Origin of the sequence: Phaeobacter sp. 11ANDIMAR09 (assembly GCF_001294455.1) — a bacterium.
Taxonomy (GTDB): Bacteria; Pseudomonadota; Alphaproteobacteria; order Rhodobacterales; family Rhodobacteraceae; genus Pseudophaeobacter.
The window spans coordinates 217833-239355 of record NZ_LIKT01000001.1 but is presented as its reverse complement, the minus strand read 5'-3'; the positions used below and the strand labels follow the sequence as shown (position 1 = coordinate 239355).

Here is a 21523-nt window from a genome sequence, read left to right as displayed (position 1 = left end):
GCGCCGCTCATCATCTTTCCAAAAATATTCGCGCCGCAGGCAACGGGCCCTTGGGCCCGTTCTCCCTGGCTGCCGTTTTAGGCAGGGGTCGAGGACACACCAACCTGCGCCGGACGCAGCAGCCTGTCATGCAACATAAAGCCCTCAGCCGAGACCTGAATGATATCGCCAGCCTTGGTTCCGGGCACCGGAGCTTCAAACATCGCCTCATGCACCTGCGGGTCAAAGCGATCGCCAACCTGTGGCGACACAATGCGCACGCCGTGTTTTTCAAACACACCCAAAAGTGCGCGCATGGTCAACTCAACACCCTCGATCAGAGCGGCGGAAACTTCCTTTTGCTCATCGGTGGCCGATTCGACCGCACGTTTCAGGTTGTCAAAGACCGGCAGAATATCGCGCGACAGTTTTGAGCCGCCGTATTGCTCGGCTTCGCGACGGGCCTTGTCGCCACGTTTGCGAGAATTCTCAGCATCGGCCAGGGCGCGCATAAAGCGGTCTTTGTATTCATCCCGCTCAGCCCGCAGCTCATCCAGCTCAATCGCAGCATCGTCCATTTCAGCCATTTCCGCCGCCAGCTCTTCCGCCTCGACATTTTCGATGTCGTCCAAAAAATCGTCGTTTCTGGGCTCTGCCATTTTTTCAACCTCTAGCTCCGGTCAGAAAGCAACTTCCCAACCAGTTGCGCCGTGTAATCCACAATCGGCACAATCCGTCCGTAATTCAGGCGAGTCGGGCCAATCACCCCAACCGCGCCAATGATCTTTCGATCCGAGTTCATATAGGGAGAGACCACCAAAGAGGAACCCGAAAGTGAGAAAAGTTTGTTCTCTGAACCGATAAAAATGCGCACACCCTCGCCATCTTCGGTCAGTTCCAGGAATTCTGCGATATCCTGCTTGCGCTCCAGGTCATCAAACAGGCTGCGAATGAGGTCCAGCTCCGCCGGCTCACCACCGCCCTCGCCCAACAGATTCGCCCGACCCCGCACGATCAGCCGCGCCTTTTCGCTGTCGTCGTCTTCCCAAGCCGCCAACCCGCTTTCAATCATGTCCTGCGCCAGCACGTCGATCTCCTGGCGACGGGCATCAATCTCTTGTTGCATGTCACGCCGCACCCCGCTCAGCGTGCGTCCCTCGATCAGCGCGTTGAGGAAATTGGCCGCCTCGCGCATCGAACTGGGGGTCTGACCGGGCGGTGGGGTGAACAGGCGGTTTTCTACATGACCGTCGGAGAACACCAAAACCACCAGCGCGCGATCCTGCGCCAGCGAGACAAACTCGATATGGCGGATTTCGCTTTCCTGCTTTGGCGTCAGCACCAAAGACGCCCCCTGGGTGACCCCAGACAGGGCTGAACCGACCCGGTCCAGCATACCACCAACATCGCCCGCGTTTTTGCCGAGGGTCGCGTCAATTTTCTCCCGGTCCTGAGATTTCAGATCTTCGACCTCCAGCAACCCATCAACAAACATCCGCAATCCCCGCTGGGTTGGGATGCGACCGGCGCTGACATGGGGGCTGTCCAGCAAGCCTAGAAATTCCAGATCCTGCATCACATTGCGCACCGTCGCCGCGCTGACCTTTTCGTTCAAGGATCGCGTCAGGGTCCGGCTTCCCACCGGCTCGCCGCTTTCCAGATAGCTTTCGACAACCGTCCGGAACACCTCGCGGGAGCGGTCATTCATGTCACTCAGAATTTCTTTGGCGTCGGTCATCTGCAATTCTACGGTCAAGCGCGTTACTTTGAGAAAGCTCAAGGCTCAATTTGCATTAAAGAGCCACAAGGGAAAAGGTCAATCATGCTTGCATCTCCGCTGTCCCGGCGGCTATCGGGGAAGCAGCAAAAAAGGAAGAACCCATGCGCCCCTCCAATAGAGAACTGAACGAAATGCGCCCCGTCTCGATTGAGACCGGTTTCACCAAACATGCCGAAGGCTCCTGCCTGATCAAAATAGGGGAAACCCATGTGCTGTGCACTGCCAGCCTGGAGCCCCGGGTGCCCTCTTTCATCAAGGGGTCCGGCCTCGGCTGGGTCACTGCCGAATATGGCATGCTGCCCCGCGCCACCAATACCCGGATGCGCCGTGAAGCCGCGGCCGGCAAACAGGGTGGCCGCACCGTGGAAATTCAGCGCCTGATCGGCCGTGCCCTGCGCGCTGGCGTTGATCGCGTCGCTCTAGGCGAGCGCCAGATCACCATCGACTGTGACGTGCTGCAAGCCGATGGTGGCACCCGTTGTGCCGCAATCACCGGTGGCTGGGTGGCTCTGCGTCTAGCGGTAAACAAGCTGATGAAAGCCGGCGAGGTCAAAATCGACCCGCTGATGGATCCGGTCTCGGCCATCTCTTGTGGCATCTACGCGGGTCAGCCTGTTCTGGATCTGGACTACCCCGAAGACTCTGAGGCCGGCGTTGATGGCAACTTCATCATGACCGGTTCTGGCAAATTGATCGAAGTGCAGATGTCCGCCGAGGGTTCTGTCTTTTCGCGCGATCAGATGAACCAGCTGATGGACCTGGCCGAAAAAGGCACCCAGGAGCTGGCCGAATTGCAAAAGGCGGCCTGCGCATGACCCGCAAGTTTGAAGGCGACCAGATTCTGGTCGCCACTCACAACGCAGGAAAGCTGCAAGAAATCACCGAAATCCTGGCGCGCTTTGGCGTCAAGGTTGTGGGCGCCGCAGAAATGAACCTGCCGGAACCCGAAGAGACCGAAGACACATTTGTCGGCAATGCCCGCATCAAGGCCCATGCAGCCGCCAAGGCCACTGGCCTCCCTGCCCTGTCTGACGACAGCGGCATCACCATTGATGCATTGGATGGCGCGCCCGGTGTCAATACTGCCGACTGGGCAGAGACCGGGAATGGTCGCGACTTTATGATGGCGATGACCCGTGCCAATGATGAAATCACCGCAAAAGGCCCCGATGCCCCACGCTCTGCACAGTTTCGCTGCACTCTGGTTCTGGCCTGGCCCGATGGCCATGACGAGGTTTTTGAAGGCGTCATGGCCGGCGAGCTGGTTTGGCCCATTCGTGGCGAAGGCGGCTTTGGCTATGACCCGATGTTCATGCCCGAAGGCTATGACGTGACCTGTGCCCAGATGGACAAAGCAGAGAAGAACCGCATCAGCCACCGTGGCCATGCGGTCAGCGCCTTTGTCAAAGGCTGCTTCAGTGGATGATTGGCGTCATGGGGGCTTTGGCCTATACGTTCACTGGCCCTTCTGTCAGGCCAAATGCCCCTATTGCGACTTCAACAGTCACGTCACCGCAAAAATAGATCAAAAGGCCTGGGTCAGAGCCTACTTGAGTGAACTCAAAAGAGTCTCTCAAGGAATGGAAGGCCGGGTTTTGAACTCGGTTTTCTTTGGCGGCGGCACACCGTCACTGATGATGCCAGAAACCGTCGCAGCGGTGATCGAAGGCGCACGTGAAATCTGGCCCTTTGCCAATGACATCGAAATCACCCTTGAGGCAAACCCCGGATCGGTCGAGGCTGGCCGTTTTGCAGGCTACCGCGATGCCGGCGTCAATCGGATCTCCATGGGCGTCCAGGCGCTGAACGACGTAGATCTGCGTTTCTTGGGCCGTATTCATTCCGTCGCGGAGGCCCGCGCGGCCTTCGACATTGCACGCAATTGTTTTGACCGGGTCAGCTTTGATCTGATCTATGCCCGCCAAGGTCAGGACCTGACCCATTGGAAAAGCGAACTCACTGAAGCGCTGAACATGGCGATTGATCATCTGTCTCTCTATCAGCTGACCATTGAAGAAGGCACCGCCTTTGGCGATCGCTATGCCCGTGGCAAACTGCGTGATCTTCCCACGGATGACAGCGCCGCTGATATGTATCAGGCCACCCAAGAGATCTGCGCTGCCCATGGCATGCCAGCCTATGAAATCTCCAACCACGCCCGCCCCGGTGAAGCCTCACGGCACAACCAGATCTACTGGCGCTATGGCGATTACCTCGGCATCGGACCCGGGGCCCATGGCCGTGTGACACACCGGGGTCAACGCTATGCCACGGAGACCCATCGTGCCCCGGGTGCTTGGCTCAAAGCGGTGTCAGAGGGCTCAGGCGAAAGCCTGTGTCAGGCCCTGCCGCGAGAAGACACAGCGATTGAATACATGATGATGTCGATGCGCCTGGCCGAGGGCATGAACATCCCACGCTATACTGCCCTATCAGGTCAAGAACTGCCGCAAGACCGGGTTAAGGACCTTGTTAATCTCGGCATGGTGACTACATCGGATCAGGTAATTCGCGCGACGGATCAAGGCCGTGCAGTCCTGAACGCGGTGCTGCGTGAGCTATTGGTTGATTGACCCATTTAGAGTTGGATTGAACAGATGAGATTTCTCTATGCCGGGCTCGGAATACTCTCTCTGGCTTTTGGCGTCATCGGAATTGTTCTCCCGCTATTGCCAACCGTTCCCTTCCTTCTGCTCGCCGCCTTCTTCTTTGCCAATTCCTCCGAACGCCTACATTCCTGGCTGATCAGCCATCGGATCTTTGGGCCAATGATTTTAGATTGGAACGAACGCGGCGCCATACGACCAGCCGCAAAAAAGGCGGCAACCGTATCGATTGCCGCCGTTCTATTGCTCTCGCTGGTCTTGGGAGCTCCCTCCCATGTCATCCTGATTCAAATCGTCGTTCTGACAGCAGTCCTGACCTTTATCTGGACCCGCCCCAGCATCTGATCACTTGCTCAGGATGTTGCAAAGTTCATCCAGCTGATCCAGCGTCTCGTAGCTGATGGTGACAGACCCAGATTCGCCTCCCGCCTTGTGATCAATCGAAACCTTCATCCGAAGCATTGCCGACAGATCGCCCTCCAGCGCCTTAGTGTCTGCATCCTTATCTGCTGCCGGGCGCGATTTACGTGGCGCCGCAGCCTGCAGCCCGGCCGCATCTTTTTTGACCAACGCTTCGGTGGCGCGGACCGACAACCCGCCTTTTACAATCTTGCTGGCCAGGTCCGAAGCGTTGTCAGAGGTGATCAAAGCCCGCGCATGTCCGGCAGATAGTTTACGCTCATGAACCAGCGCTCTCACGTCCTCTGGAAGATGCAACAGACGCACCAGATTGGCGATGTGGCTACGGCTCTTTCCCAGGGCCTCTGCCATGCGCTCCTGGGTATGGCCGAACCGTTCCATCAGCTGTTTGTAGCTATGCGCTTCTTCCATTGCATTCAGGTCCGAGCGCTGGATGTTTTCAATGATGGCCACTTCCATCATCTCAACATCCGAATAGTCCCGAACGAGCACCGGGACCTCGTGCAATTGTGCCGCCTGGGCCGCACGCCAACGGCGTTCACCCGCCACGATCTCGTAGTTGCCCCCCTCCCGAGGTCGCACGATCAGGGGCTGCAGAACGCCCTTTTCCTTGATCGAGGCCGTTAGATCATCCAAATCTTCCTGCAGAAACTGGCGACGGGGCTGATCTGGATTGGCTACGACCTTTTCGATCGGGACCAGGATCTCTGCATTGCGCGGCGATTGCACCTCGGTGCTGACGGGCTCGGGATTAACATCCGCCATCAGGGCAGACAGACCACGACCCAATCCACGGGGTTTGTTTCTTTTTTCAGACATTTTCTACTCCGCTCTCACGCCGCGACTGTTTGGTTGTTAGAGATCAACTCTTCTGCCAAGGCGCGATAGGCCTGCGCACCCAAAGAGTTGCCATCATAGCTGAGGACAGGCAAAGCATAGGACGGCGCTTCACTGACTCTCACATTCCGCGGAATCTTGGTTTCAAATACCAGTTCGCCCAGATTGTCCCGTGCATCCTGTTCGACCTGCTGGGACAGGTTGTTGCGGCGATCAAACATGGTCAACACCACGCCTTCGATCCGCAAATTTGGATTGGCCGACTGACGAACCTCCCGAATGGTTAGCAACAATTGCGACACCCCTTCCAGAGCAAAGAACTCACTTTGCAATGGGATCAGGACAGAATGCGCTGCAACCATGGCGTTCACTGTCAAAAGGTTAAGAGAAGGTGGACAATCAATCAGGACATAGTCCCAATCATATTCATCCATCGCAGTCTGCCGCAGCGCGTCATGCAACAGGAAGCTACGCTTTTCATTGGCGAAGAGTTCAATATCGGCCGAGCTCAGATCAACGGTAGCCGGAATCACGCAGAGATCTTCGATTTCTGTAGTTCGAATCACCTCATCTAGCGGGGCATCATCGACCAAAAGGTCATATGTGGTAGATTCGCGATCCGCGCTTTCAATCCCAAGCCCGGTAGAAGCATTTCCCTGAGGGTCGAGATCAACGACCAAAACCCGTAGCCCGGTCTCTACCAAAGCCGCAGCCAGATTTATGGCTGTCGTTGTCTTACCTACTCCGCCCTTTTGATTTGCAACCGCGATAATTCGAGGCCCCTCTGGGCGGGATAAATCAGACACGAACGACTCCCTTGATCTTAAGAATAACTGCTTCAGTCTCAGTCAAACTTGTAATCGGTTCAACATCGAAACTCCATCGCTCTGCAGCTTTATCCACTTCTTTTTTCCAATTCGCACCCTTTGGGAACACAGCCAGGCCATCCTTGGCCAAGTGTTGTTCTGAAAATTCTAGAAGCGTATCGAGCTCTGCCAGCGCCCGTGCCGACAGGATATGTGCGTTCTGTGGCGTGGCCTGTTCAATCCTCTGGCTCAGAACAGTGACGGGAACTCCACATTCCCGTGCGGCTGTACGTAGGAAAGCCGACTTGCGTTGGTCACTTTCGATCAAGGTGACTTTAGTTTTGGGAAAATACTCAGCTGCCATGATTGCAACCACAATCCCAGGAAACCCGCCACCGCTGCCGATATCAACCCAAGAGTCGCCAGGATCTTTAACAGAGGTAAAGACCTGCACCGAATCAACAATATGTCGGTGCCAAAGGTTTTCGAGGCTGGCCTTGGAAACCAGATTGATCTTGGGATTCCACTTCAGCAGAATCTCCTCAAACCGCTCCAATCTCGATATTGTTTCACGTGAAACATTCATTTGATCGAGCAAGCCACGTCCATTCATCCGGTTTTCTCCTGTGAACGCATATTTTTCCGAAGTCTTGCCAAAACCAAAGCCAGGCCGGCAGGAGTCATCCCGTTGATCCGACCAGCTTTGGCGAGGGTTTCTGGACGGGCTGCAGAAAGCTTTTGCTGCAGCTCAGCCGACAAGCCTTCGATCGAACCATAGTCAAATCCTTCGGGAATCACATATCCTTCGTCGCGTTTGACTGCGGCGATTTCCTTTTCTTGACGAGCAATGTAGTGGACGTAAAGCGCATCCCGCTCTAGCTGCCGTTTTGTCACCTCATCAGCCTCGGAACATTCGGGGATAAGTGGAATCAGATCATCAAAGGTAACATCCGGAAAGGCCAGTACTTCAAAACCTGTTCTCTTGTTTCCATCCTGGTTAACGTAGATTCCTGATCCAGAGATTTGCTTTGGTGTAAAAACAGCCGATTCCAATGTGGATTTTGTCGTCACCAAGCGCTCCATCTTACCCTCAAAAGCATGTTTCCGCTCAGCGGAGACACAGCCAGCTTCCAGAGCCAATGGCGTCAATCTTTGGTCCGCGTTGTCCGCGCGTAGGGACAGACGGAACTCAGCGCGCGATGTGAACATGCGATAAGGCTCTGTCACACCATGGGTCGTAAGATCGTCAACCATGACGCCAATATAGCTGTTTGAGCGGCCAAACAGGATCGGCTCTTGCCCCCTGCACTTGGCAGCTGCGCTTAGCCCCGCAACCATCCCCTGCGCGGCGGCTTCCTCATATCCTGTGGTCCCGTTGATCTGGCCTGCTAGAAATAGTCCGGGGACATCCTTTAGCGACAAATCCAGAGACAACGCTCTGGGATCAATGTAATCATATTCAATCGCATATCCGGGCTGAAGGATTTCGGCCGTCTCCAGCCCAACAATGGAACGGACGTAATCCAGTTGAACATCGACAGGCAGACTGGTCGAAATTCCATTTGGATAGACCGTATGATCCGAAGCCCCTTCTGGCTCCAGAAAAATCTGATGTGATGCCTTATCCGCAAACCGTACAATCTTGTCTTCGATTGACGGGCAATAGCGGGGCCCCACACCGTCAATATGCCCACCATACATCGCTGATCGGGAGAGGTTCTCCCGAATGATCTCGTGGGTTTGTTCGTTTGTGTGAGTGATTCCACAGACAACCTGCTTAGCCGACAATTTGGTCGTCATGAAAGAGAAGAAGGTTGGTTCCTCATCGCCGGGCTGACCCTCGAGGATATCCCAGTTGATCGAGCGCCCATCCAAGCGAGGCGGTGTACCTGTCTTGAGGCGTCCCATAGGAAGGGCAAAACTATCCAACCGTTCTGCCAATTTGACGGAGGGACGATCTCCCATCCTTCCGCCCGGCTTGGAAACATCACCGATGTGGATCACCCCACGCAGGAAGGTTCCAGTGGTCAGGATGACCTGTTTGCTATGGATCTCGCTGCCATCAGCCAGAACAACCCCACAAACCCGGTCACCCTCCATCAGGAAGTCGGTTGCCTCGCCTTCGATAATCTCCAGATTCGGCTGGTTTTCTGTCAGCTTGAGCATTTCATTCCGATAGATGCCGCGATCCGACTGAGCCCGCGGCCCCTGTACTGCGGGTCCCTTGCGGCGATTTAGCAAACGGAATTGAATACCGGCAAGGTCCGCAACCCGGCCCATGACCCCATCCATCGCGTCAATCTCACGGACGAGATGACCCTTCCCCAAGCCACCAATGGCCGGGTTGCAAGACATGACACCGATACCGTCGCGGGTGAGAGTGATCAGAGCCGTGCGCGCCCCCATGCGGGCTGCAGCATGTGCAGCTTCGGTGCCAGCGTGGCCGCCGCCAATGACAACAACATCAAAGTCTGAATGTTTCACGTGAAACACTCCCTATTTTCCAAGACAAAAACTTGAGAAGATCTCATCAAGCAGGTTTTCAACACCGACACGGCCTACAAGCATTTCCAGAGACCTGACGGCAGAGCGAATATCTTCGGCCGCAATTTCGTAGAATTCGGCGCCCCGCTGCAAAACAGTCTGCGCTTCGTTCAGGCTAATCAGCGCGGATAGCATCATTTCGCGATGACGGGTGCGCGTGGCAATGCCGACCTGGGTCGAGCGGTCTTTCAAGACATCCGAGATGTGAGAGACCAGATGATCAATCCCCTGCCCGGTTTTTCCAGAAATACTACCGGTATCATCCTCACGCCTGTCAGCTTTGGGACGCAGGCGAATATCCCCGGGCTTCATCTCCAGTTCAAGGACCTCATCGGGTTCAACCAGGAAAACACGCAGATCGGCCTGTTCTGCCCGTTTGCGCGCTAACTCGATGCCGATCCCTTCGACATGATCGTCGGTCTCTCGCAGACCAGCGGTATCCAACAGGGTCACAGGCAGGCCGGCGAGATCCATTCGGACTTCGATCACATCGCGGGTTGTGCCGGCGAATTCGGAGGTAATTGCCGCCTCACGACCAGATAACATATTGAGAAGAGTAGATTTTCCAACATTTGGCGCGCCAATGATGGCGACTTCAAACCCATCGCGAATGCGCTCGGCGATTTTGACACCCTCTGTTTCCGCCTTCAGATCTCTGGCAACATTGTCTAGCAGCGATGTGACCTCGGGTGTGACATCAACCGGAACATCTTCGTCTGCGAAGTCAATCGTCACCTCGATCAAAGAGGCGGCACGGATCAGATCAGCCCGCCATCTTTCCGCCAGGTCCCCCAATGCGCCGGCAAGAACCACCTGGGCCTGCTTACGCTGGGCTTCTGTCTCGGCATCAATCAGGTCTGCCAGGGCTTCGACCTGTGCCAAATCCAGTTTGCCGTTTTCCAACGCACGACGGGTGAACTCTCCTGGTTCTGCCAGACGCAAGTCAGGTGATTTGGTCAAACGGCCCAGAACAGCGGACACAACAGCGGTACTGCCGTGAACTTGAAACTCAACACTGTCCTCGCCTGTGAAGCTGGCCGGCGCGGCAAAGGTAAGAACCAGGGCTTCATCCAGATGCCCACCATCTAGATCCAACAGGCAGCGCAGCCCCCGTCCCTTTGCGGGCAAGGGCCGGTCACAGATCTGATTGGCTGCATCCAGGGCCAGCGGGCCGGAAATACGGATGACTGAAACCCCAGCCTTCCCCTGTGCGGAGGCCAATGCAAAGATCGTGTCCATCTTGGCCGTCCTCTTTTATTGGCCCTTGGCGGTTAGGTGTTCATCGAATCAAAGAAATCCGAGTTGGATTTGGTTTGTTTCAACTTGCCCAGCAGGAATTCAACAGCATCCGTGGTGCCCATCGGGTTGAGGATACGGCGCAGCACAAAGGTCTTGGCCAGATCGCCCTTATCGACCAAGAGCTCCTCCTTCCGGGTGCCGGATTTGAGGATGTCAATGGCAGGATAGACCCGTTTGTCGGCAATTTTGCGATCCAGAACCAGTTCGGAGTTACCGGTACCTTTGAATTCTTCAAAGATAACCTCATCCATACGGCTGCCGGTATCGATCAGTGCGGTGGCGATAATGGTGAGCGAACCGCCCTCTTCGATATTCCGGGCGGCGCCAAAGAAACGCTTGGGGCGTTGCAGAGCATTTGCATCCACACCACCCGTCAGAACCTTGCCAGAGGAGGGAACAACTGTGTTGAAGGCTCTACCAAGTCTTGTGATCGAATCGAGCAAGATAACAACATCTCGCTTATGTTCGACCAAACGCTTGGCCTTTTCAATGACCATTTCGGACACGGCAACGTGGCGGGTTGCGGGCTCGTCAAAGGTGGAGGAGACGACCTCGCCCTTGACCGATCGTTGCATGTCGGTGACCTCTTCCGGACGTTCGTCGATCAGCAGGACGATCAGGTAGCATTCCGGATGATTCTTTTCGATCGAGTTTGCAATATTCTGCAAAATCATCGTCTTACCGGTACGTGGCGGCGCCACGATCAGCGAACGCTGACCTTTGCCGATGGGGGCAACCAGGTCGATAACCCGGGCAGAGCGGTCTTTCAGTGTTGGATCTTCGACTTCCATCTTCAAACGCTCATCCGGGTAGAGCGGCGTGAGGTTGTCAAAGGCAATCTTGTGGCGCGCCTTTTCAGGATCTTCAAAGTTGATCTTGGTGACGCTGGTCATGGCAAAGTAACGCTCGGCCTCCAGCGGCGCCTTGATCTGGCCTTCGATGGTGTCACCGGTGCGCAGCGCGTGTTTGCGGATCATGTCAGGCGACACATAGATATCATCCGGGCCAGGCAAATAGTTGGCCTCGGGCGAGCGCAGAAAACCGAATCCATCCTGCAACACTTCCAGCACCCCATCACCGCCGATTTCCCAGCCCTCATCCGCGCGTTCACGCAGGATCTGGAACATCATCTCGCCCTTACGCATGGTCGAGGCGTTTTCGATCTCCAGCTCTTCGGCCATGGCCAGAAGGTTTTTAGGGCTCTTTGCCTTGAGATCAGAAAGATTAAGGGATTCGACGGTCATCAATATATGGCCTTTTTGCCCCGGCGGTTTGGGGAGTGCTGCTATTATCAAGTTCGGAGAACACAAGTGCCCGGACGGGCCTGTTGGGCGCCATACATAGGGGCTGAGGCCTGATAAGTCAAATACCCCCTCCTGCCCCTCTCAGAAGCGCTGTAAGCACAGCCAAGGCCTCGCTGTTGCGAAGGCATCAGAACTTGAAGATCACCGAGACCACGATCACCACCATCAGCAGGGTCGGGACTTCGTTCATCATGCGATAGTATTTGCCACTAAGCCGGTTCTGACCCATTTCCAGGTCTTTGTGACGCTGCCAGAGCCAGTAGTGGAACCATGTCATCGCAAGCACCGAGAGACCCTTGGTCCAGGGCCAGATATAGCTCCAGTCGACGATACCAGGCGTCGCCACCATAAACAGCCCTGCGCCCCAGCTCACCATCATGGCAGGACGCATGATGAAACGATGCAGTTTGTATTCCATGGTGACAAAGATCGAGAGGCTTTCAGGAACCTTCTCTGCCTGCTCCACGTGATACACAAACAGACGCGGGAGATAGAACAAACCTGCCATCCAACTGAGCACAGCCATGATGTGCAGCGATTTCGCATATGGGTAGAGGGTGAACATCCAGTCTGTCAGGTCCATCGGTCTCTCTCTCAGGCTTCGATGGCTCACCCTTATAATAATAAAGAAAGATTTAAAGGATGATGTTTTTGTAGTGTGGCCAATTTCGGTGGATTATTCAGTCCTTCACGGGCTTATCCCCAGTGTGAATGAATAGCCCGCAGCAAAGTCGCCACATTGGTGACACTTTGGTTAACGCCTTTGTAAATAAGGGAAATTAACGGTTTGTTAACTTAGATTACCTTGGGGATATCCTTTGGAGGAATCAGGGAGATCGCAGATATCCCGCTTTGGCGAGTTATCCCAATCCCCGGCGGAGGAATCAGCGGATCCTTTCCTGGAATTTCCACTTTGCCTGTGCACTTGCCAAAAGCGCTGAAAACCATACAAACCATCCTATAAACTTGCGCGTCTTTTCCATGGGGTTTTCCACATGTCTGCCCACATCCTGCTGGCCTCTGGTTCCGAAATCCGTGCGCAGCTGCTGCGTCAGGCCGCCGTGCCCTTCGACGTGCAACCAGCCCGCGTCGATGAAGAGGCGATCAAAGCGGCCTTGCTGGCCGAAGGCGCTGGACCCCGTGACATCGCTGATGCCCTGGCCGAAGCAAAGGCGCGCAAAGTGAGTATGAAAAACCCAGGGCCGCTGGTTCTCGGCTGTGATCAAGTGCTCGACTTTGAAGGTAGGCTCTTGTCCAAGCCAAAAAGCGAAGAGGAAGCTCTGGCGCAGCTTAGCGCCATGCGCGGAAAACGACACATGTTACTGTCCGCCGCAGTGATCTACCGTGACGGCGAGCCGATCTGGCGCCATGTCGGTCAGGTGCGGCTGCGGATGCATGAGTGCTCGGATGGCTATCTTTCCGCCTATGTCACGCGCAACTGGCAAAGTATTCGACATGCCGTTGGGGCTTATAAGCTGGAAGAGGAAGGCGTGCGCTTGTTTTCTAACATTGAAGGGAGTTACTTTAATGTTCTGGGACTACCTCTGGTGGAACTGCTCAACTATTTGGGACTACAGGGTGCAATTGATCAATGAGTGACAAGAAAATCCCGCTGGCCGGTGTGATTGGCTGTCCGGTCGCGCATTCCAAATCGCCACAGTTGCAAACGCATTGGCTCAAGACCCATGGCATTGCTGGCCACTACATCCCCATGCATGTGGAACCTGACGACCTGGAGACCGTAATCCGAACCCTGCCCAAGGCCGGGTTCGTCGGGGTCAATGTCACCATCCCGCACAAAGAAGCGGTGATGCAGATCGCGGATAAGGTGACTGATCGGGCGAAGCTAATGGGGGCAGCCAATACCATCATCTTTCGCAGTGACGGTTCCATTCTGGCAGACAATACAGATGGCTATGGGTTTATCACCAATCTGCAACAGGGCGCGCCGGATTGGGTTCCTGGCGATGGTCCGGCGGCTGTACTGGGTGCAGGTGGCGCCTGCCGTGCGGTTGTAGCCTCACTGATCGAAGCCGGCGTGCCCGAGATCCTGCTGACCAACCGGACCCGCGACCGAGCTGAACAGCTGCAAAAGGAATTTGGCAAGCGCATCACTGTTGTGGACTGGCTCCATGCCGGGAATATCGTCGAAGAAGGCTTGCTGGTGGTCAATACCACCTCACTTGGCATGGTTGGGAAACCCCGCCTGCGGGTGCCTTTGGATGGGCTGACCCCGGACAAGGTTGTCACCGATCTGATCTATTCACCGCTCAAGACGGATTTGCTGCAAACAGCAGAAGAGGTTGGCTGCACCGTGGTTGATGGGTTGGGCATGTTGCTGCATCAGGCCGTGCCGGGTTTTGAACGCTGGTTTGGCCAACGCCCCGATGTGGATACCGCAACACGCGCGGCTGCGCTGCGATGACATTTCATCTGGGGCTGACCGGATCCATTGGCATGGGCAAAAGCACCACCGCCGGCCTGTTTGCGCAGATGGGCTGCGCCATCTGGGATGCCGATGCGGCAGTGCACCGGCTGTACGCTGTCGGTGGCGCAGCAGTTGCTCCAATGCAAAAGGATTTCCCGACCGCGGTGGTTGACGGCGCGGTGAGCCGCGCGGCCCTGAAACAGATCCTGGCCAAAGATCCCGCCGCCTTTGCCCGGCTCGAAGCAATTGTGCATCCTTTGCTGGCCGCGGACAGGCAGGCCTTTCGTGATCAGGCGACAAGTGATGTTCTGGTTTTTGATATTCCGCTGTTGTTTGAAACCGGTGGTGACGCGGCAATGGATGCGGTGGCCTGCGTGCGGGTCGATGCCGAGACCCAGCGCGCCCGGGTGCTGGAACGCGGCACCATGAGTGAAGCGCAGTTTGAACAGATCCTGGCAAAACAGATGCCCATCGACGAAAAATCTGCGCGGTCGGATTTCATTATAGAAACGGATACTCTGGACCACGCAGAAACTCAGGTGCGTGCCATCCTGGACCAGATCAGAAAGACAGCAAAAGATGCGTGAAATCGTTCTCGATACCGAGACCACCGGATTTGATCCCTTTTCGGGCGACCGCATTGTCGAAATCGGGGCGGTTGAGCTGCTCAATCACATGCCAACCGGCGAGACCTTCCACGTCTATATCAACCCCGAACGCGGCATGCCGCAGGAGGCTTTTGGCGTTCACGGGATTGGTCCGGACCTGCTGGAGCCACCGCAACAGCCGGAAAAAGGCCAGGTCACCCTGCGTGACAAACCGGTCTTTGCCAAATTTGGTCAGGCTTTTCTGGATTTTGTGCGCGACTCGCGAATGGTGATCCACAACGCCAGCTTTGACATGAAGTTTCTCAACTTTGAGCTGGACCGGATGGGGCTGCGCACGCTGCCGATGGAACAGGCGCTGGATACTCTGGCAATGGCGCGCAAGCGCTTTCCCGGCTCGCCCGCGACGCTGGATGCACTGTGCCGTCGGTTCCATATCGACAACAGCAATCGGACCCTGCACGGCGCTCTGCTCGATTCCGAAATTTTGGCGGATGTCTATCTGGAGCTCATTGGCGGGCGTCAGCCAGACTTTGGCCTCTCCACCAACGCCAGTTCCGGCGGTCAGATTGTCGAAGAATGGCGCCCGGCCCCGCGTCCTGCCCCGCTGCCGTCCCGGCTGACAGCACAAGAGGCAGAAGCGCATGAAGCCTTTGTTGCCAAAATGGGCGAAGAGGCGCTCTGGAACCTCAAAGCGGGCTAAACCCTATCTGATGACCGCAAACAAAAACGCCGCCGACCAAGGTCAGCGGCGCCTTTTGTTGTGAAACGCGAGCAGATTACTGCTGCGGAACAGCCTCGGCCTGACGGCGGGCCAGCTCGTTGCGGTAGATCGCAACAAAATCGATGTTGTCGAGGTTCAGCGGTGGGAAACCGCCGTCACGGGTGACATCGGACACGATGCGACGCAGGAAGGGGAAGGTCATGCGTGGGCATTCGATCAGCAAGAAGGGATGCAGCTGGTCTTCTGGAACACCTTCGATGTTGAAGACGCCGATATATTCCAGTTCCAGTACAAACAGAACGTCGCCGCCCTCTTTGTTTTTGGACTCGATGTTCAGCTTGGTCATGACCTCATACTGGTTCTCAACCGAGCGTTTCTTGGCATCCAGGTTGACCGAAACATTGACGTCGGGCTGAACTTCACCACCGGCGCCTTTTTGGGCCATGACGTTTTCAAAGGACATGTCACGGATGTATTGACCCAGGATATTCATCTGGACCTGGGGCTGCTGTGCGCCCCCGTTTGCGCCATTTTCGGCCATTGAGATACTCCTAAAAAATCAGTTTGACCCGTGCTTAACAGCTTGGTTCCGGTATCTCAACGGCTAGGAAGTCTCGCAAGTCTGCGGCAGGTTATTTTGGACCTTCGACCCAACCAGAAGGCTTTTGATTGGGCTTTCTTGGCCTTACCTCTTCGAAGTCACCATCAATGATATCGCCCTGACGAGGAGGCTGAGCGTTGTGGCTGCTGCGCGGCTGGCCCTGCCCCTGCCCCGGCATACCGGATCCATGCACGGTGCCAGACCCCATCTGGAACTGTGCCACCGTGACCCGCTTGCTGATGTAGCGATAGACCGCGATCCGCACCGGCGGCATCAACAGGGCAAAGCCAAAGGCATCAGTGAAAAAGCCAGGCGTCAGCAGCAGCGCGCCGGCAAAGAGGATCATCGCCCCATGTGCCAGGGGTTCGGCGGGATCAGACAGGGTCTGAAACGAATTTCGCATCTGTCCCAGTGCCAGCCGCCCCTGTGAGCGCACCAAGGTTGTGCCCAGCACAGCAGTCAACACCACAATGGCCAAAGTCGGCCAGAGGCCGATCGCGCCGCCAACCTGAATAAACAGGCCAATTTCAATAAGAGGCACCATCAGAAAGGCGAGAAAAAGATACATTTAGCGGTTTCCTCTGAACATACGCTGGACGGTAGACTTGCCACCCTTGACCCCCTACATAAGGAGAGAACGCCCAGGTTTCAAACCGGGCACGGAATATCCAGCGAGAGGTTCTTATGGAGTCGCCTTTGATTAGTCTTTTGGTATTGGCCGGCATTGCGGTATTTTTGATCCTGCGTCTCAGAAGCGTTCTGGGCACCCGCGAAGGATTTGAAAAACCTCCTGTCGCTCCTGCACAAAGGCGCAGCAACGGACCCGATCTCGAAGTGATCGAGGGCGGGCCAGATCGCGATATCACCGATTATGTCGAAGAAGGATCGGATCAGGCCAAAGCGCTGGCTGCGATGAAGCGGGTCGAGCCCGCCTTTCAGGTCGGGGAATTTGTTCAGGGTGCCCGCGGTGCCTATGAAATGATCCTGATGGGATTTGAGCGCGGCGAGTTGGATGATCTTCAGGGCTTTCTGGCTGAAGACGTCTTTGACAGCTTTGTCGAGGCCGTCGCACAGCGTGAAGATCAGGGGCTGACCATTGAGGCCGAATTCATCGGCGTGCGCGAAACTGCAGTGGTGGATGCGATCTTCGATGAAACCACCGGCGTTGCCGAACTGACCATGCGTTTTGTCGGCGAGCTGACCTCAGTTGTGCGCAATCGCGAAGGCGAAATCGTCGAAGGTGATGCCAAGGCGATCAAACGTCAAAAAGATGTTTGGGTTTTTGCCCGTAGCATGGGTGGTGATGATCCAAACTGGCAGTTGATCGCCACGGACGGGTGAGTGCAATGCTCGGGAGGCTTTTCCGGGCAGCGGCTCTTATGGGGGCCGCGATGACGGCTACGGGAGCAGGTGCTGAAACCACCTATAAGATGTTGGACTTCTCTCAGCTGAACGGCTGGGAGAAGGACAATCATGCAGCAGCGCTCAAGGTATTTTTGGAAACATGCCCCGATCTTAAGGATCAGGACTGGCAGAACCTATGCGCGCTGGCACAGTCACAATCTCAGGCGTTGCCAGAGGATGAAGCAAGGGCCGGTGCGCGCAGCTTTTTTGAGCTTTTCTTTCGTCCCGTTTTGGTCGAAGACGGCACCCCGGCGCTGTTTACAGGGTATTTCGAGCCCGAGCTGGATGGCTCCCGCTATCGTACATCCCGGTTTCGCTATCCGGTCTATCGGATGCCCCCCGAGGCCAAGCAGGCCAATCCCTGGCTGCCCCGTCGCGATATCCTGACGGGGCCGGTGATGCAGGGGCGTGGCTTGGAAATTGCCTGGGTGGATGACCCGGTCGAGCTGTTTTTTCTGCAAATTCAGGGATCGGGCCGTATTCGTCTGAATGGTGGTGGTATGCTCCGGGTTGGATATGGCGGCGCCAATGGGCATCCCTATCGTTCGGTGGGTACGGAAATGGTGCGCCGTGGCATCTACAAGGCGCATCAGGTCAGTGCTCAGGTGATCAAGGCCTGGGTGCGGCGCAATCCGGTTGCCGGGCGCGAGCTGTTGCTGCACAACCCCTCCTATGTGTTCTTTCGTGAAATCCGCAAAATCCGCCCCTCAAAAGGCCCGGTTGGCGCCATGAATCGCTCGGTGACAACCCTGCGCACATTGGCGGTGGACCCCAAATTTACGCCCCTGGGCGCCCCTGTTTGGATGGAAAAGGACGGCGAAACGCAGATGCGCCGGCTGATGATTGCACAGGACACGGGATCCGCGATCAAAGGCGCGCAGCGCGCTGATGTTTTTTATGGTACCGGCGATAGCGCAGGTCAGGCAGCAGGCCGGCTGCGCGATCCGGGCCGGATGGTGGTTCTGCTGCCAATTCAACGCGCCTTTGCGCTGGTTCCGGATGAGTACTGATGAGCAGGCGCAAACTGACTTCTGAAGAGGTGGAGCTTTGGCATCAGGTGGTGGAACACGCCGAGCGCCTGCATCCCGGCAGCCATTCCACGCCGCCCGCCCTGCCCCTGCCTAAGCCCAAACCAGCAAAGCAGCCGCAGGTTCGCTCGGAAAACCTGCTGGAGGTCTTTGAACTGGGCAGCAAGGCCAAGCCAAAGCCACAACGCCATGCATTGAAACCCACACCGGGAAAGGCCCTGGCAGCAAGCCCATTGCAGATGGACGAAAAGGCCTTTCGCCGGATGAAGCGTGGCAAGCTGAAACCCGAAGGCAAACTGGACCTGCATGGTATGCGGGTGGACAGCGCTCATCCAGCGCTGACCCGGTTCATTCTATCGGCGCAGGCCTCGGGCAAGCGTTTGGTTCTGGTGGTGACAGGCAAGGGCAAGGACCGGGATGAACCTGGGCCCATCCCAGTGCCGCGCGGAATTCTGCGCCATCACGTGCCACAATGGCTGGCGCTGCCGCCTTTAGCACAGGCGGTGCTGCAGGTCAGCCAATCTCATGTGACCCATGGTGGCGAAGGGGCCTATTACGTCTATTTGCGTCGTACCCGCTAACAGGTCAAAGCAGCCGTTCAGCGCTCGCCGCCGGTAAAGGTCACTAACAGGGCCTCGCCTACCATGTCATGATCAACCGCCGCGTCTGGCAGGATCTGGGTAAATTCTGCTACCGCTTGGGGGCGGGCATCAAAAGCATCCTCGGTTGCCTGCGCCTCATTCAACAGGGCAAGAAACGTTGGCGATGTTGCGGTTATGAAATGACCGGATTCGGCGTTTTTGGCAAAGGCGCTGGTGTCGATAATTTCAATCGGCAGGTCAGAGACCGCATCAATGGAGCTGAGACTGCCGAGACGTTCGCGGCTGTGGGTTCCCCGGATGCGCCGGGAGATGCCCAGGATCGGGTCCTTGCTCGACACAAATACCACAAAGGGTTCCGGCACCTTTTTGAACTGTCTGATCTGGCTGCGAAAAACATCCAGATCCAGATCGGGGGACAAAAGGATGACGCCGGCAAGGTTCTGGTCTGACCAATTTGGGGATCTGATCTCCATCTGGCGCAGAGCCTCCATGGCCAGCACGGATCCCATGGAATGCGCTGCCAGAACAATTCTCCGGGCACCGGCCTTTTCTAGATGCCGCAAAAGTCGCTCTAATCCATCACGGGCAAACAAGACGCTGTCACCGTCGTAGGCATAGCCCAGAGGGCTGCCGAGGCTTGGCCAGGAATAGACAATCGTGGCCCCCGGAGTATCCAGATCATGGGTCAGCTGGGCAGCCCGAAAGGCGGTTTCGGCCTGGGTGCTGTTGTAGCCATGTACAAAGACCAGCACGTCCCGCTCATTTGGCGCATATTGGCTCAGCTCGGATTTAATACGGCGATCAAAATCCGCAATATCCTGAAATTGATTGCGTGCAGCCAGGGTGAATTCAGTTTGGGGATCAGGGTTTGCGTAGCCGAATTCCAGCTTGCCAGGGGTATGGGTTGGCGGAATGGAAACCGTTAGCTCCAGCAGGCTGTAGTCTTCGCTGCGGGCCGGCCCAAAAGACCCATCGGGCAGTTCGGCCCTGTTTGTGGCGACAAAGATGGTTTTTGGCGTGCCCACATTCAGGGCTTCGGGGGTGACCGGAGACAGGCTTCGATCCGTGCAGCCGAGGGCCAAAAGGAGGCTGATCCCGGCAGCCAAACGGAGGACAAACATAAACAACCTTTGTAGAAGACCTAAATCCGGATGATCCGGCTGCAGGCTAACAAGCCCACAGCCAGATGCAAACCGGTCTGCAACGCGCCGCATTTGCGCGTCGCAGTGTTTTACAGTACATAGCGGCTAAGATCGCTTTTGCTGGCCAATTCACCCAGATGTTTGCCGACAAAGCTGGCGTTGATGGTGACCTTCTCTCCGCCCTTGTCGGGGGCGTTAAAGGAAAGCTCTTCGAACACCCGTTCAATCACTGTGTAAAGGCGCCGGGCGCCGATGTTTTCAACCGTGTGATTGACTTCGGCAGCGATCTTGGCAAGCGCGGCGATACCATCCTCGGTAAAGGTCACTTCGACCTCTTCGGTTTTCATCAGCGCGGTATACTGCAGTGTCAGCGCATTGTCGGTTTCTGTCAGGATGCGGACAAAATCCGCCTCGCTCAGCGAGCGCAGGTTGACCCGGATCGGCAGGCGGCCCTGTAATTCGGGCAACAGATCCGACGGTTTGGCGACATGAAAGGCGCCGGAGGCGATGAACAGGATATGGTCTGTTTTGATGGGCCCGTGTTTGGTGCTGACGGTGGTGCCTTCAATCAGGGGCAACAGATCCCGCTGCACCCCTTCGCGGCTGACATCGCCACCACGCGCATCCGAACGGGCGCAGACCTTGTCGATCTCATCCAGAAAGACGATGCCGCTTTGCTCAACCGATTCAATGGCAGCACGGGTGACAACCTCATCATCCAGCAGCTTGTCGGCCTCGTCACTGATCAGCACTTCATAGCTTTCGGCCACGGTCATCTTTTTGCGTACCGTGCGCCCGCCCATGGCCTTGCCCAAGAGATCGCCGATGTTCAGCACCCCCATGTTGCCGCCGCCGGGCTGGCCAGGAATATCAAACATATTGCCCATCGGGTTTGCGGTATCGGCGACATCCAATTCGATCTGCGCATCGTCAAGCTGCCCAGATTTCAGCTTTTTGCGGAAAACGTCTCGGGTGCTTTCCCGGGCGCTCTCGCCTGCCAGCGCGTCAATCACCCGGTCCTCGGCGGCCTTTTGTGCCTTGGCGGTGACGTCTTCGCGCATGAATTCGCGGGTCTGAACAATGGCGCTATCCACCAGATCGCGGATGATCTGCTCTACGTCCCGGCCAACATAGCCCACTTCGGTGAATTTGGTGGCTTCTACCTTGATGAACGGCGCGCGCGCCAGTTTGGCCAGCCTGCGCGAGATTTCGGTTTTGCCCACGCCGGTAGGTCCGATCATCAGGATGTTCTTGGGGTATACCTCATCGCGCAGATCATCCGGCAGCTGCTTGCGGCGCCAGCGGTTGCGCAGGGCCACAGCTACGGCGCGTTTTGCGTCGTTCTGGCCAATGATGAAGCGGTCCAGTTCAGAAACGATTTCGCGGGGTGTCAGGTCAGTCATGGGATGTCTCG

The 21523-nt window shown here is 56.3% G+C and carries 24 protein-coding genes; 11 read left to right on the top strand and 13 right to left on the bottom strand.

What is annotated here, in order from left to right; genetic code table 11:
• Positions 1 to 77: 77 nt before the first annotated feature.
• Positions 78 to 638 carry a nucleotide exchange factor GrpE gene (locus AN476_RS01205; protein WP_054458747.1) on the bottom strand — a complete coding sequence of 187 codons (561 nt, stop codon included), beginning with the start codon at positions 636 to 638 and terminating at the stop codon, positions 78 to 80.
• Positions 639 to 649: 11 nt separating this feature from the next.
• The gene (hrcA, locus tag AN476_RS01200) at positions 650 to 1717 is read right to left on the bottom strand and encodes a heat-inducible transcriptional repressor HrcA (RefSeq protein WP_054458913.1); all 1068 of its coding nucleotides are present in this window, start codon (positions 1715 to 1717) and stop codon (positions 650 to 652) included.
• Between the two features lie 143 nt (positions 1718 to 1860).
• Here hrcA and rph point away from each other — a divergent pair, with 143 nt between their 5' ends.
• Genes rph through AN476_RS01180 form a run of 4 tightly spaced genes read left to right on the top strand, consistent with a single transcriptional unit; the run spans position 1861 to position 4710 of the window.
• Positions 1861 to 2574 carry a ribonuclease PH gene (gene rph, locus AN476_RS01195; RefSeq protein WP_054458745.1) on the top strand — a complete coding sequence of 238 codons (714 nt, stop codon included), beginning with the start codon at positions 1861 to 1863 and terminating at the stop codon, positions 2572 to 2574.
• Positions 2571 to 3185 (top strand): RdgB/HAM1 family non-canonical purine NTP pyrophosphatase, encoded by a 615-nt coding sequence (gene rdgB / locus AN476_RS01190; RefSeq protein WP_054458741.1) that lies wholly within the window; start codon positions 2571 to 2573, stop codon positions 3183 to 3185. The genes rph and rdgB overlap by 4 nt, the downstream gene beginning before the upstream one ends.
• The gene (hemW, locus tag AN476_RS01185) at positions 3178 to 4332 is read left to right on the top strand and encodes a radical SAM family heme chaperone HemW (RefSeq protein WP_054458739.1); all 1155 of its coding nucleotides are present in this window, start codon (positions 3178 to 3180) and stop codon (positions 4330 to 4332) included. The genes rdgB and hemW overlap by 8 nt, the downstream gene beginning before the upstream one ends.
• A gap of 24 nt (positions 4333 to 4356) precedes the next feature.
• Positions 4357 to 4710, top strand: coding sequence for a YbaN family protein (locus tag AN476_RS01180; protein ID WP_054458737.1), 354 nt, complete (start codon positions 4357 to 4359; stop codon positions 4708 to 4710).
• On the opposite strand, the gene AN476_RS01175 is transcribed toward AN476_RS01180, so the two are convergent.
• The 7 genes from AN476_RS01175 to AN476_RS01145 all read right to left on the bottom strand — a co-directional run bounded on the left by AN476_RS01175 (position 4711) and on the right by AN476_RS01145 (position 12158).
• Positions 4711 to 5604 carry a ParB/RepB/Spo0J family partition protein gene (locus AN476_RS01175; RefSeq protein WP_054458734.1) on the bottom strand — a complete coding sequence of 298 codons (894 nt, stop codon included), beginning with the start codon at positions 5602 to 5604 and terminating at the stop codon, positions 4711 to 4713.
• A gap of 14 nt (positions 5605 to 5618) precedes the next feature.
• A complete protein-coding gene (locus tag AN476_RS01170; RefSeq protein WP_054458733.1) occupies positions 5619 to 6428 on the bottom strand; it encodes a ParA family protein in 810 nt (269 codons plus the stop codon).
• Positions 6421 to 7041, bottom strand: coding sequence for a 16S rRNA (guanine(527)-N(7))-methyltransferase RsmG (gene rsmG / locus AN476_RS01165; protein WP_054458731.1), 621 nt, complete (start codon positions 7039 to 7041; stop codon positions 6421 to 6423). The genes AN476_RS01170 and rsmG overlap by 8 nt, the downstream gene beginning before the upstream one ends.
• Positions 7038 to 8912, bottom strand: coding sequence for a tRNA uridine-5-carboxymethylaminomethyl(34) synthesis enzyme MnmG (gene mnmG, locus AN476_RS01160; RefSeq protein ID WP_054458912.1), 1875 nt, complete (start codon positions 8910 to 8912; stop codon positions 7038 to 7040). The genes rsmG and mnmG overlap by 4 nt, the downstream gene beginning before the upstream one ends.
• A 12-nt stretch (positions 8913 to 8924) precedes the next feature.
• The gene (mnmE, locus tag AN476_RS01155) at positions 8925 to 10211 is read right to left on the bottom strand and encodes a tRNA uridine-5-carboxymethylaminomethyl(34) synthesis GTPase MnmE (protein WP_054458729.1); all 1287 of its coding nucleotides are present in this window, start codon (positions 10209 to 10211) and stop codon (positions 8925 to 8927) included.
• 32 nt (positions 10212 to 10243) lie between these two features.
• Positions 10244 to 11515, bottom strand: a complete 1272-nt coding sequence (rho, locus tag AN476_RS01150; RefSeq protein WP_054458726.1) for a transcription termination factor Rho — start codon at positions 11513 to 11515, stop codon at positions 10244 to 10246.
• Positions 11516 to 11702: 187 nt separating this feature from the next.
• Positions 11703 to 12158: a CopD family protein gene (locus AN476_RS01145; RefSeq protein ID WP_054458724.1), complete on the bottom strand. Its 456-nt coding sequence runs from the start codon at positions 12156 to 12158 to the stop codon at positions 11703 to 11705.
• A 412-nt stretch (positions 12159 to 12570) separates the two neighbouring features.
• Here AN476_RS01145 and AN476_RS01140 point away from each other — a divergent pair, with 412 nt between their 5' ends.
• The 4 genes from AN476_RS01140 to dnaQ are packed head-to-tail and all read left to right on the top strand — an operon-like array spanning position 12571 to position 15311.
• Entirely contained in the window at positions 12571 to 13170 is a 600-nt protein-coding gene (locus AN476_RS01140) for a nucleoside triphosphate pyrophosphatase (RefSeq protein WP_054458722.1), read from the top strand.
• On the top strand, positions 13167 to 14000 hold the full coding sequence (locus AN476_RS01135) for a shikimate dehydrogenase (RefSeq protein ID WP_054458720.1): 834 nt from the start codon (positions 13167 to 13169) through the stop codon (positions 13998 to 14000). Before AN476_RS01140 ends, AN476_RS01135 begins: the two co-directional genes overlap by 4 nt.
• Positions 13997 to 14590, top strand: a complete 594-nt coding sequence (gene coaE / locus AN476_RS01130) for a dephospho-CoA kinase (protein WP_054458718.1) — start codon at positions 13997 to 13999, stop codon at positions 14588 to 14590. The genes AN476_RS01135 and coaE overlap by 4 nt, the downstream gene beginning before the upstream one ends.
• Positions 14583 to 15311 carry a DNA polymerase III subunit epsilon gene (gene dnaQ / locus AN476_RS01125; protein ID WP_054458715.1) on the top strand — a complete coding sequence of 243 codons (729 nt, stop codon included), beginning with the start codon at positions 14583 to 14585 and terminating at the stop codon, positions 15309 to 15311. The genes coaE and dnaQ overlap by 8 nt, the downstream gene beginning before the upstream one ends.
• A gap of 76 nt (positions 15312 to 15387) precedes the next feature.
• On the opposite strand, the gene secB is transcribed toward dnaQ, so the two are convergent.
• Positions 15388 to 15873: a protein-export chaperone SecB gene (gene secB, locus AN476_RS01120; protein ID WP_054458713.1), complete on the bottom strand. Its 486-nt coding sequence runs from the start codon at positions 15871 to 15873 to the stop codon at positions 15388 to 15390.
• 91 nt (positions 15874 to 15964) lie between these two features.
• Positions 15965 to 16501, bottom strand: a complete 537-nt coding sequence (locus tag AN476_RS01115) for an FxsA family protein (protein WP_054458711.1) — start codon at positions 16499 to 16501, stop codon at positions 15965 to 15967.
• Between the two features lie 116 nt (positions 16502 to 16617).
• On the opposite strand from AN476_RS01115, the gene AN476_RS01110 reads away from it, so the two are divergent.
• The 3 genes from AN476_RS01110 to AN476_RS01100 are packed head-to-tail and all read left to right on the top strand — an operon-like array spanning position 16618 to position 18946.
• Positions 16618 to 17274 (top strand): Tim44/TimA family putative adaptor protein, encoded by a 657-nt coding sequence (locus AN476_RS01110; protein WP_054458709.1) that lies wholly within the window; start codon positions 16618 to 16620, stop codon positions 17272 to 17274.
• 5 nt (positions 17275 to 17279) lie between these two features.
• A complete protein-coding gene (locus AN476_RS01105) occupies positions 17280 to 18347 on the top strand; it encodes a murein transglycosylase A (RefSeq protein WP_054458706.1) in 1068 nt (355 codons plus the stop codon).
• Entirely contained in the window at positions 18347 to 18946 is a 600-nt protein-coding gene (locus tag AN476_RS01100) for a Smr/MutS family protein (RefSeq protein ID WP_054458704.1), read from the top strand. The genes AN476_RS01105 and AN476_RS01100 overlap by 1 nt, the downstream gene beginning before the upstream one ends.
• A gap of 17 nt (positions 18947 to 18963) precedes the next feature.
• On the opposite strand, the gene AN476_RS01095 is transcribed toward AN476_RS01100, so the two are convergent.
• Together AN476_RS01095 and hslU are read right to left on the bottom strand one after the other, a co-directional pair.
• The gene (locus AN476_RS01095; RefSeq protein WP_054458702.1) at positions 18964 to 20088 is read right to left on the bottom strand and encodes an alpha/beta hydrolase; all 1125 of its coding nucleotides are present in this window, start codon (positions 20086 to 20088) and stop codon (positions 18964 to 18966) included.
• 110 nt (positions 20089 to 20198) lie between these two features.
• Entirely contained in the window at positions 20199 to 21512 is a 1314-nt protein-coding gene (gene hslU / locus AN476_RS01090; protein WP_054458700.1) for an ATP-dependent protease ATPase subunit HslU, read from the bottom strand.
• Positions 21513 to 21523: the final 11 nt, after the last annotated feature.

Coding starts and splice junctions, on each gene's coding strand:
- AN476_RS01205 (WP_054458747.1), bottom strand. CDS start 638: ATGGCAGAGCCCAGAAACGACGATTTTTTGGACGACATCGAAAATGTC.
- hrcA (WP_054458913.1), bottom strand. CDS start 1,717: ATGACCGACGCCAAAGAAATTCTGAGTGACATGAATGACCGCTCCCGC.
- rph (WP_054458745.1), top strand. CDS start 1,861: ATGCGCCCCTCCAATAGAGAACTGAACGAAATGCGCCCCGTCTCGATT.
- rdgB (WP_054458741.1), top strand. CDS start 2,571: ATGACCCGCAAGTTTGAAGGCGACCAGATTCTGGTCGCCACTCACAAC.
- AN476_RS01180 (WP_054458737.1), top strand. CDS start 4,357: ATGAGATTTCTCTATGCCGGGCTCGGAATACTCTCTCTGGCTTTTGGC.
- AN476_RS01175 (WP_054458734.1), bottom strand. CDS start 5,604: ATGTCTGAAAAAAGAAACAAACCCCGTGGATTGGGTCGTGGTCTGTCT.
- rsmG (WP_054458731.1), bottom strand. CDS start 7,041: ATGAATGGACGTGGCTTGCTCGATCAAATGAATGTTTCACGTGAAACA.
- mnmE (WP_054458729.1), bottom strand. CDS start 10,211: ATGGACACGATCTTTGCATTGGCCTCCGCACAGGGGAAGGCTGGGGTT.
- rho (WP_054458726.1), bottom strand. CDS start 11,515: ATGACCGTCGAATCCCTTAATCTTTCTGATCTCAAGGCAAAGAGCCCT.
- AN476_RS01145 (WP_054458724.1), bottom strand. CDS start 12,158: ATGGACCTGACAGACTGGATGTTCACCCTCTACCCATATGCGAAATCG.
- AN476_RS01140 (WP_054458722.1), top strand. CDS start 12,571: ATGTCTGCCCACATCCTGCTGGCCTCTGGTTCCGAAATCCGTGCGCAG.
- AN476_RS01135 (WP_054458720.1), top strand. CDS start 13,167: ATGAGTGACAAGAAAATCCCGCTGGCCGGTGTGATTGGCTGTCCGGTC.
- coaE (WP_054458718.1), top strand. CDS start 13,997: ATGACATTTCATCTGGGGCTGACCGGATCCATTGGCATGGGCAAAAGC.
- dnaQ (WP_054458715.1), top strand. CDS start 14,583: ATGCGTGAAATCGTTCTCGATACCGAGACCACCGGATTTGATCCCTTT.
- secB (WP_054458713.1), bottom strand. CDS start 15,873: ATGGCCGAAAATGGCGCAAACGGGGGCGCACAGCAGCCCCAGGTCCAG.
- AN476_RS01115 (WP_054458711.1), bottom strand. CDS start 16,501: ATGTATCTTTTTCTCGCCTTTCTGATGGTGCCTCTTATTGAAATTGGC.
- AN476_RS01110 (WP_054458709.1), top strand. CDS start 16,618: ATGGAGTCGCCTTTGATTAGTCTTTTGGTATTGGCCGGCATTGCGGTA.
- AN476_RS01105 (WP_054458706.1), top strand. CDS start 17,280: ATGCTCGGGAGGCTTTTCCGGGCAGCGGCTCTTATGGGGGCCGCGATG.
- AN476_RS01100 (WP_054458704.1), top strand. CDS start 18,347: ATGAGCAGGCGCAAACTGACTTCTGAAGAGGTGGAGCTTTGGCATCAG.
- AN476_RS01095 (WP_054458702.1), bottom strand. CDS start 20,088: ATGTTTGTCCTCCGTTTGGCTGCCGGGATCAGCCTCCTTTTGGCCCTC.
- hslU (WP_054458700.1), bottom strand. CDS start 21,512: ATGACTGACCTGACACCCCGCGAAATCGTTTCTGAACTGGACCGCTTC.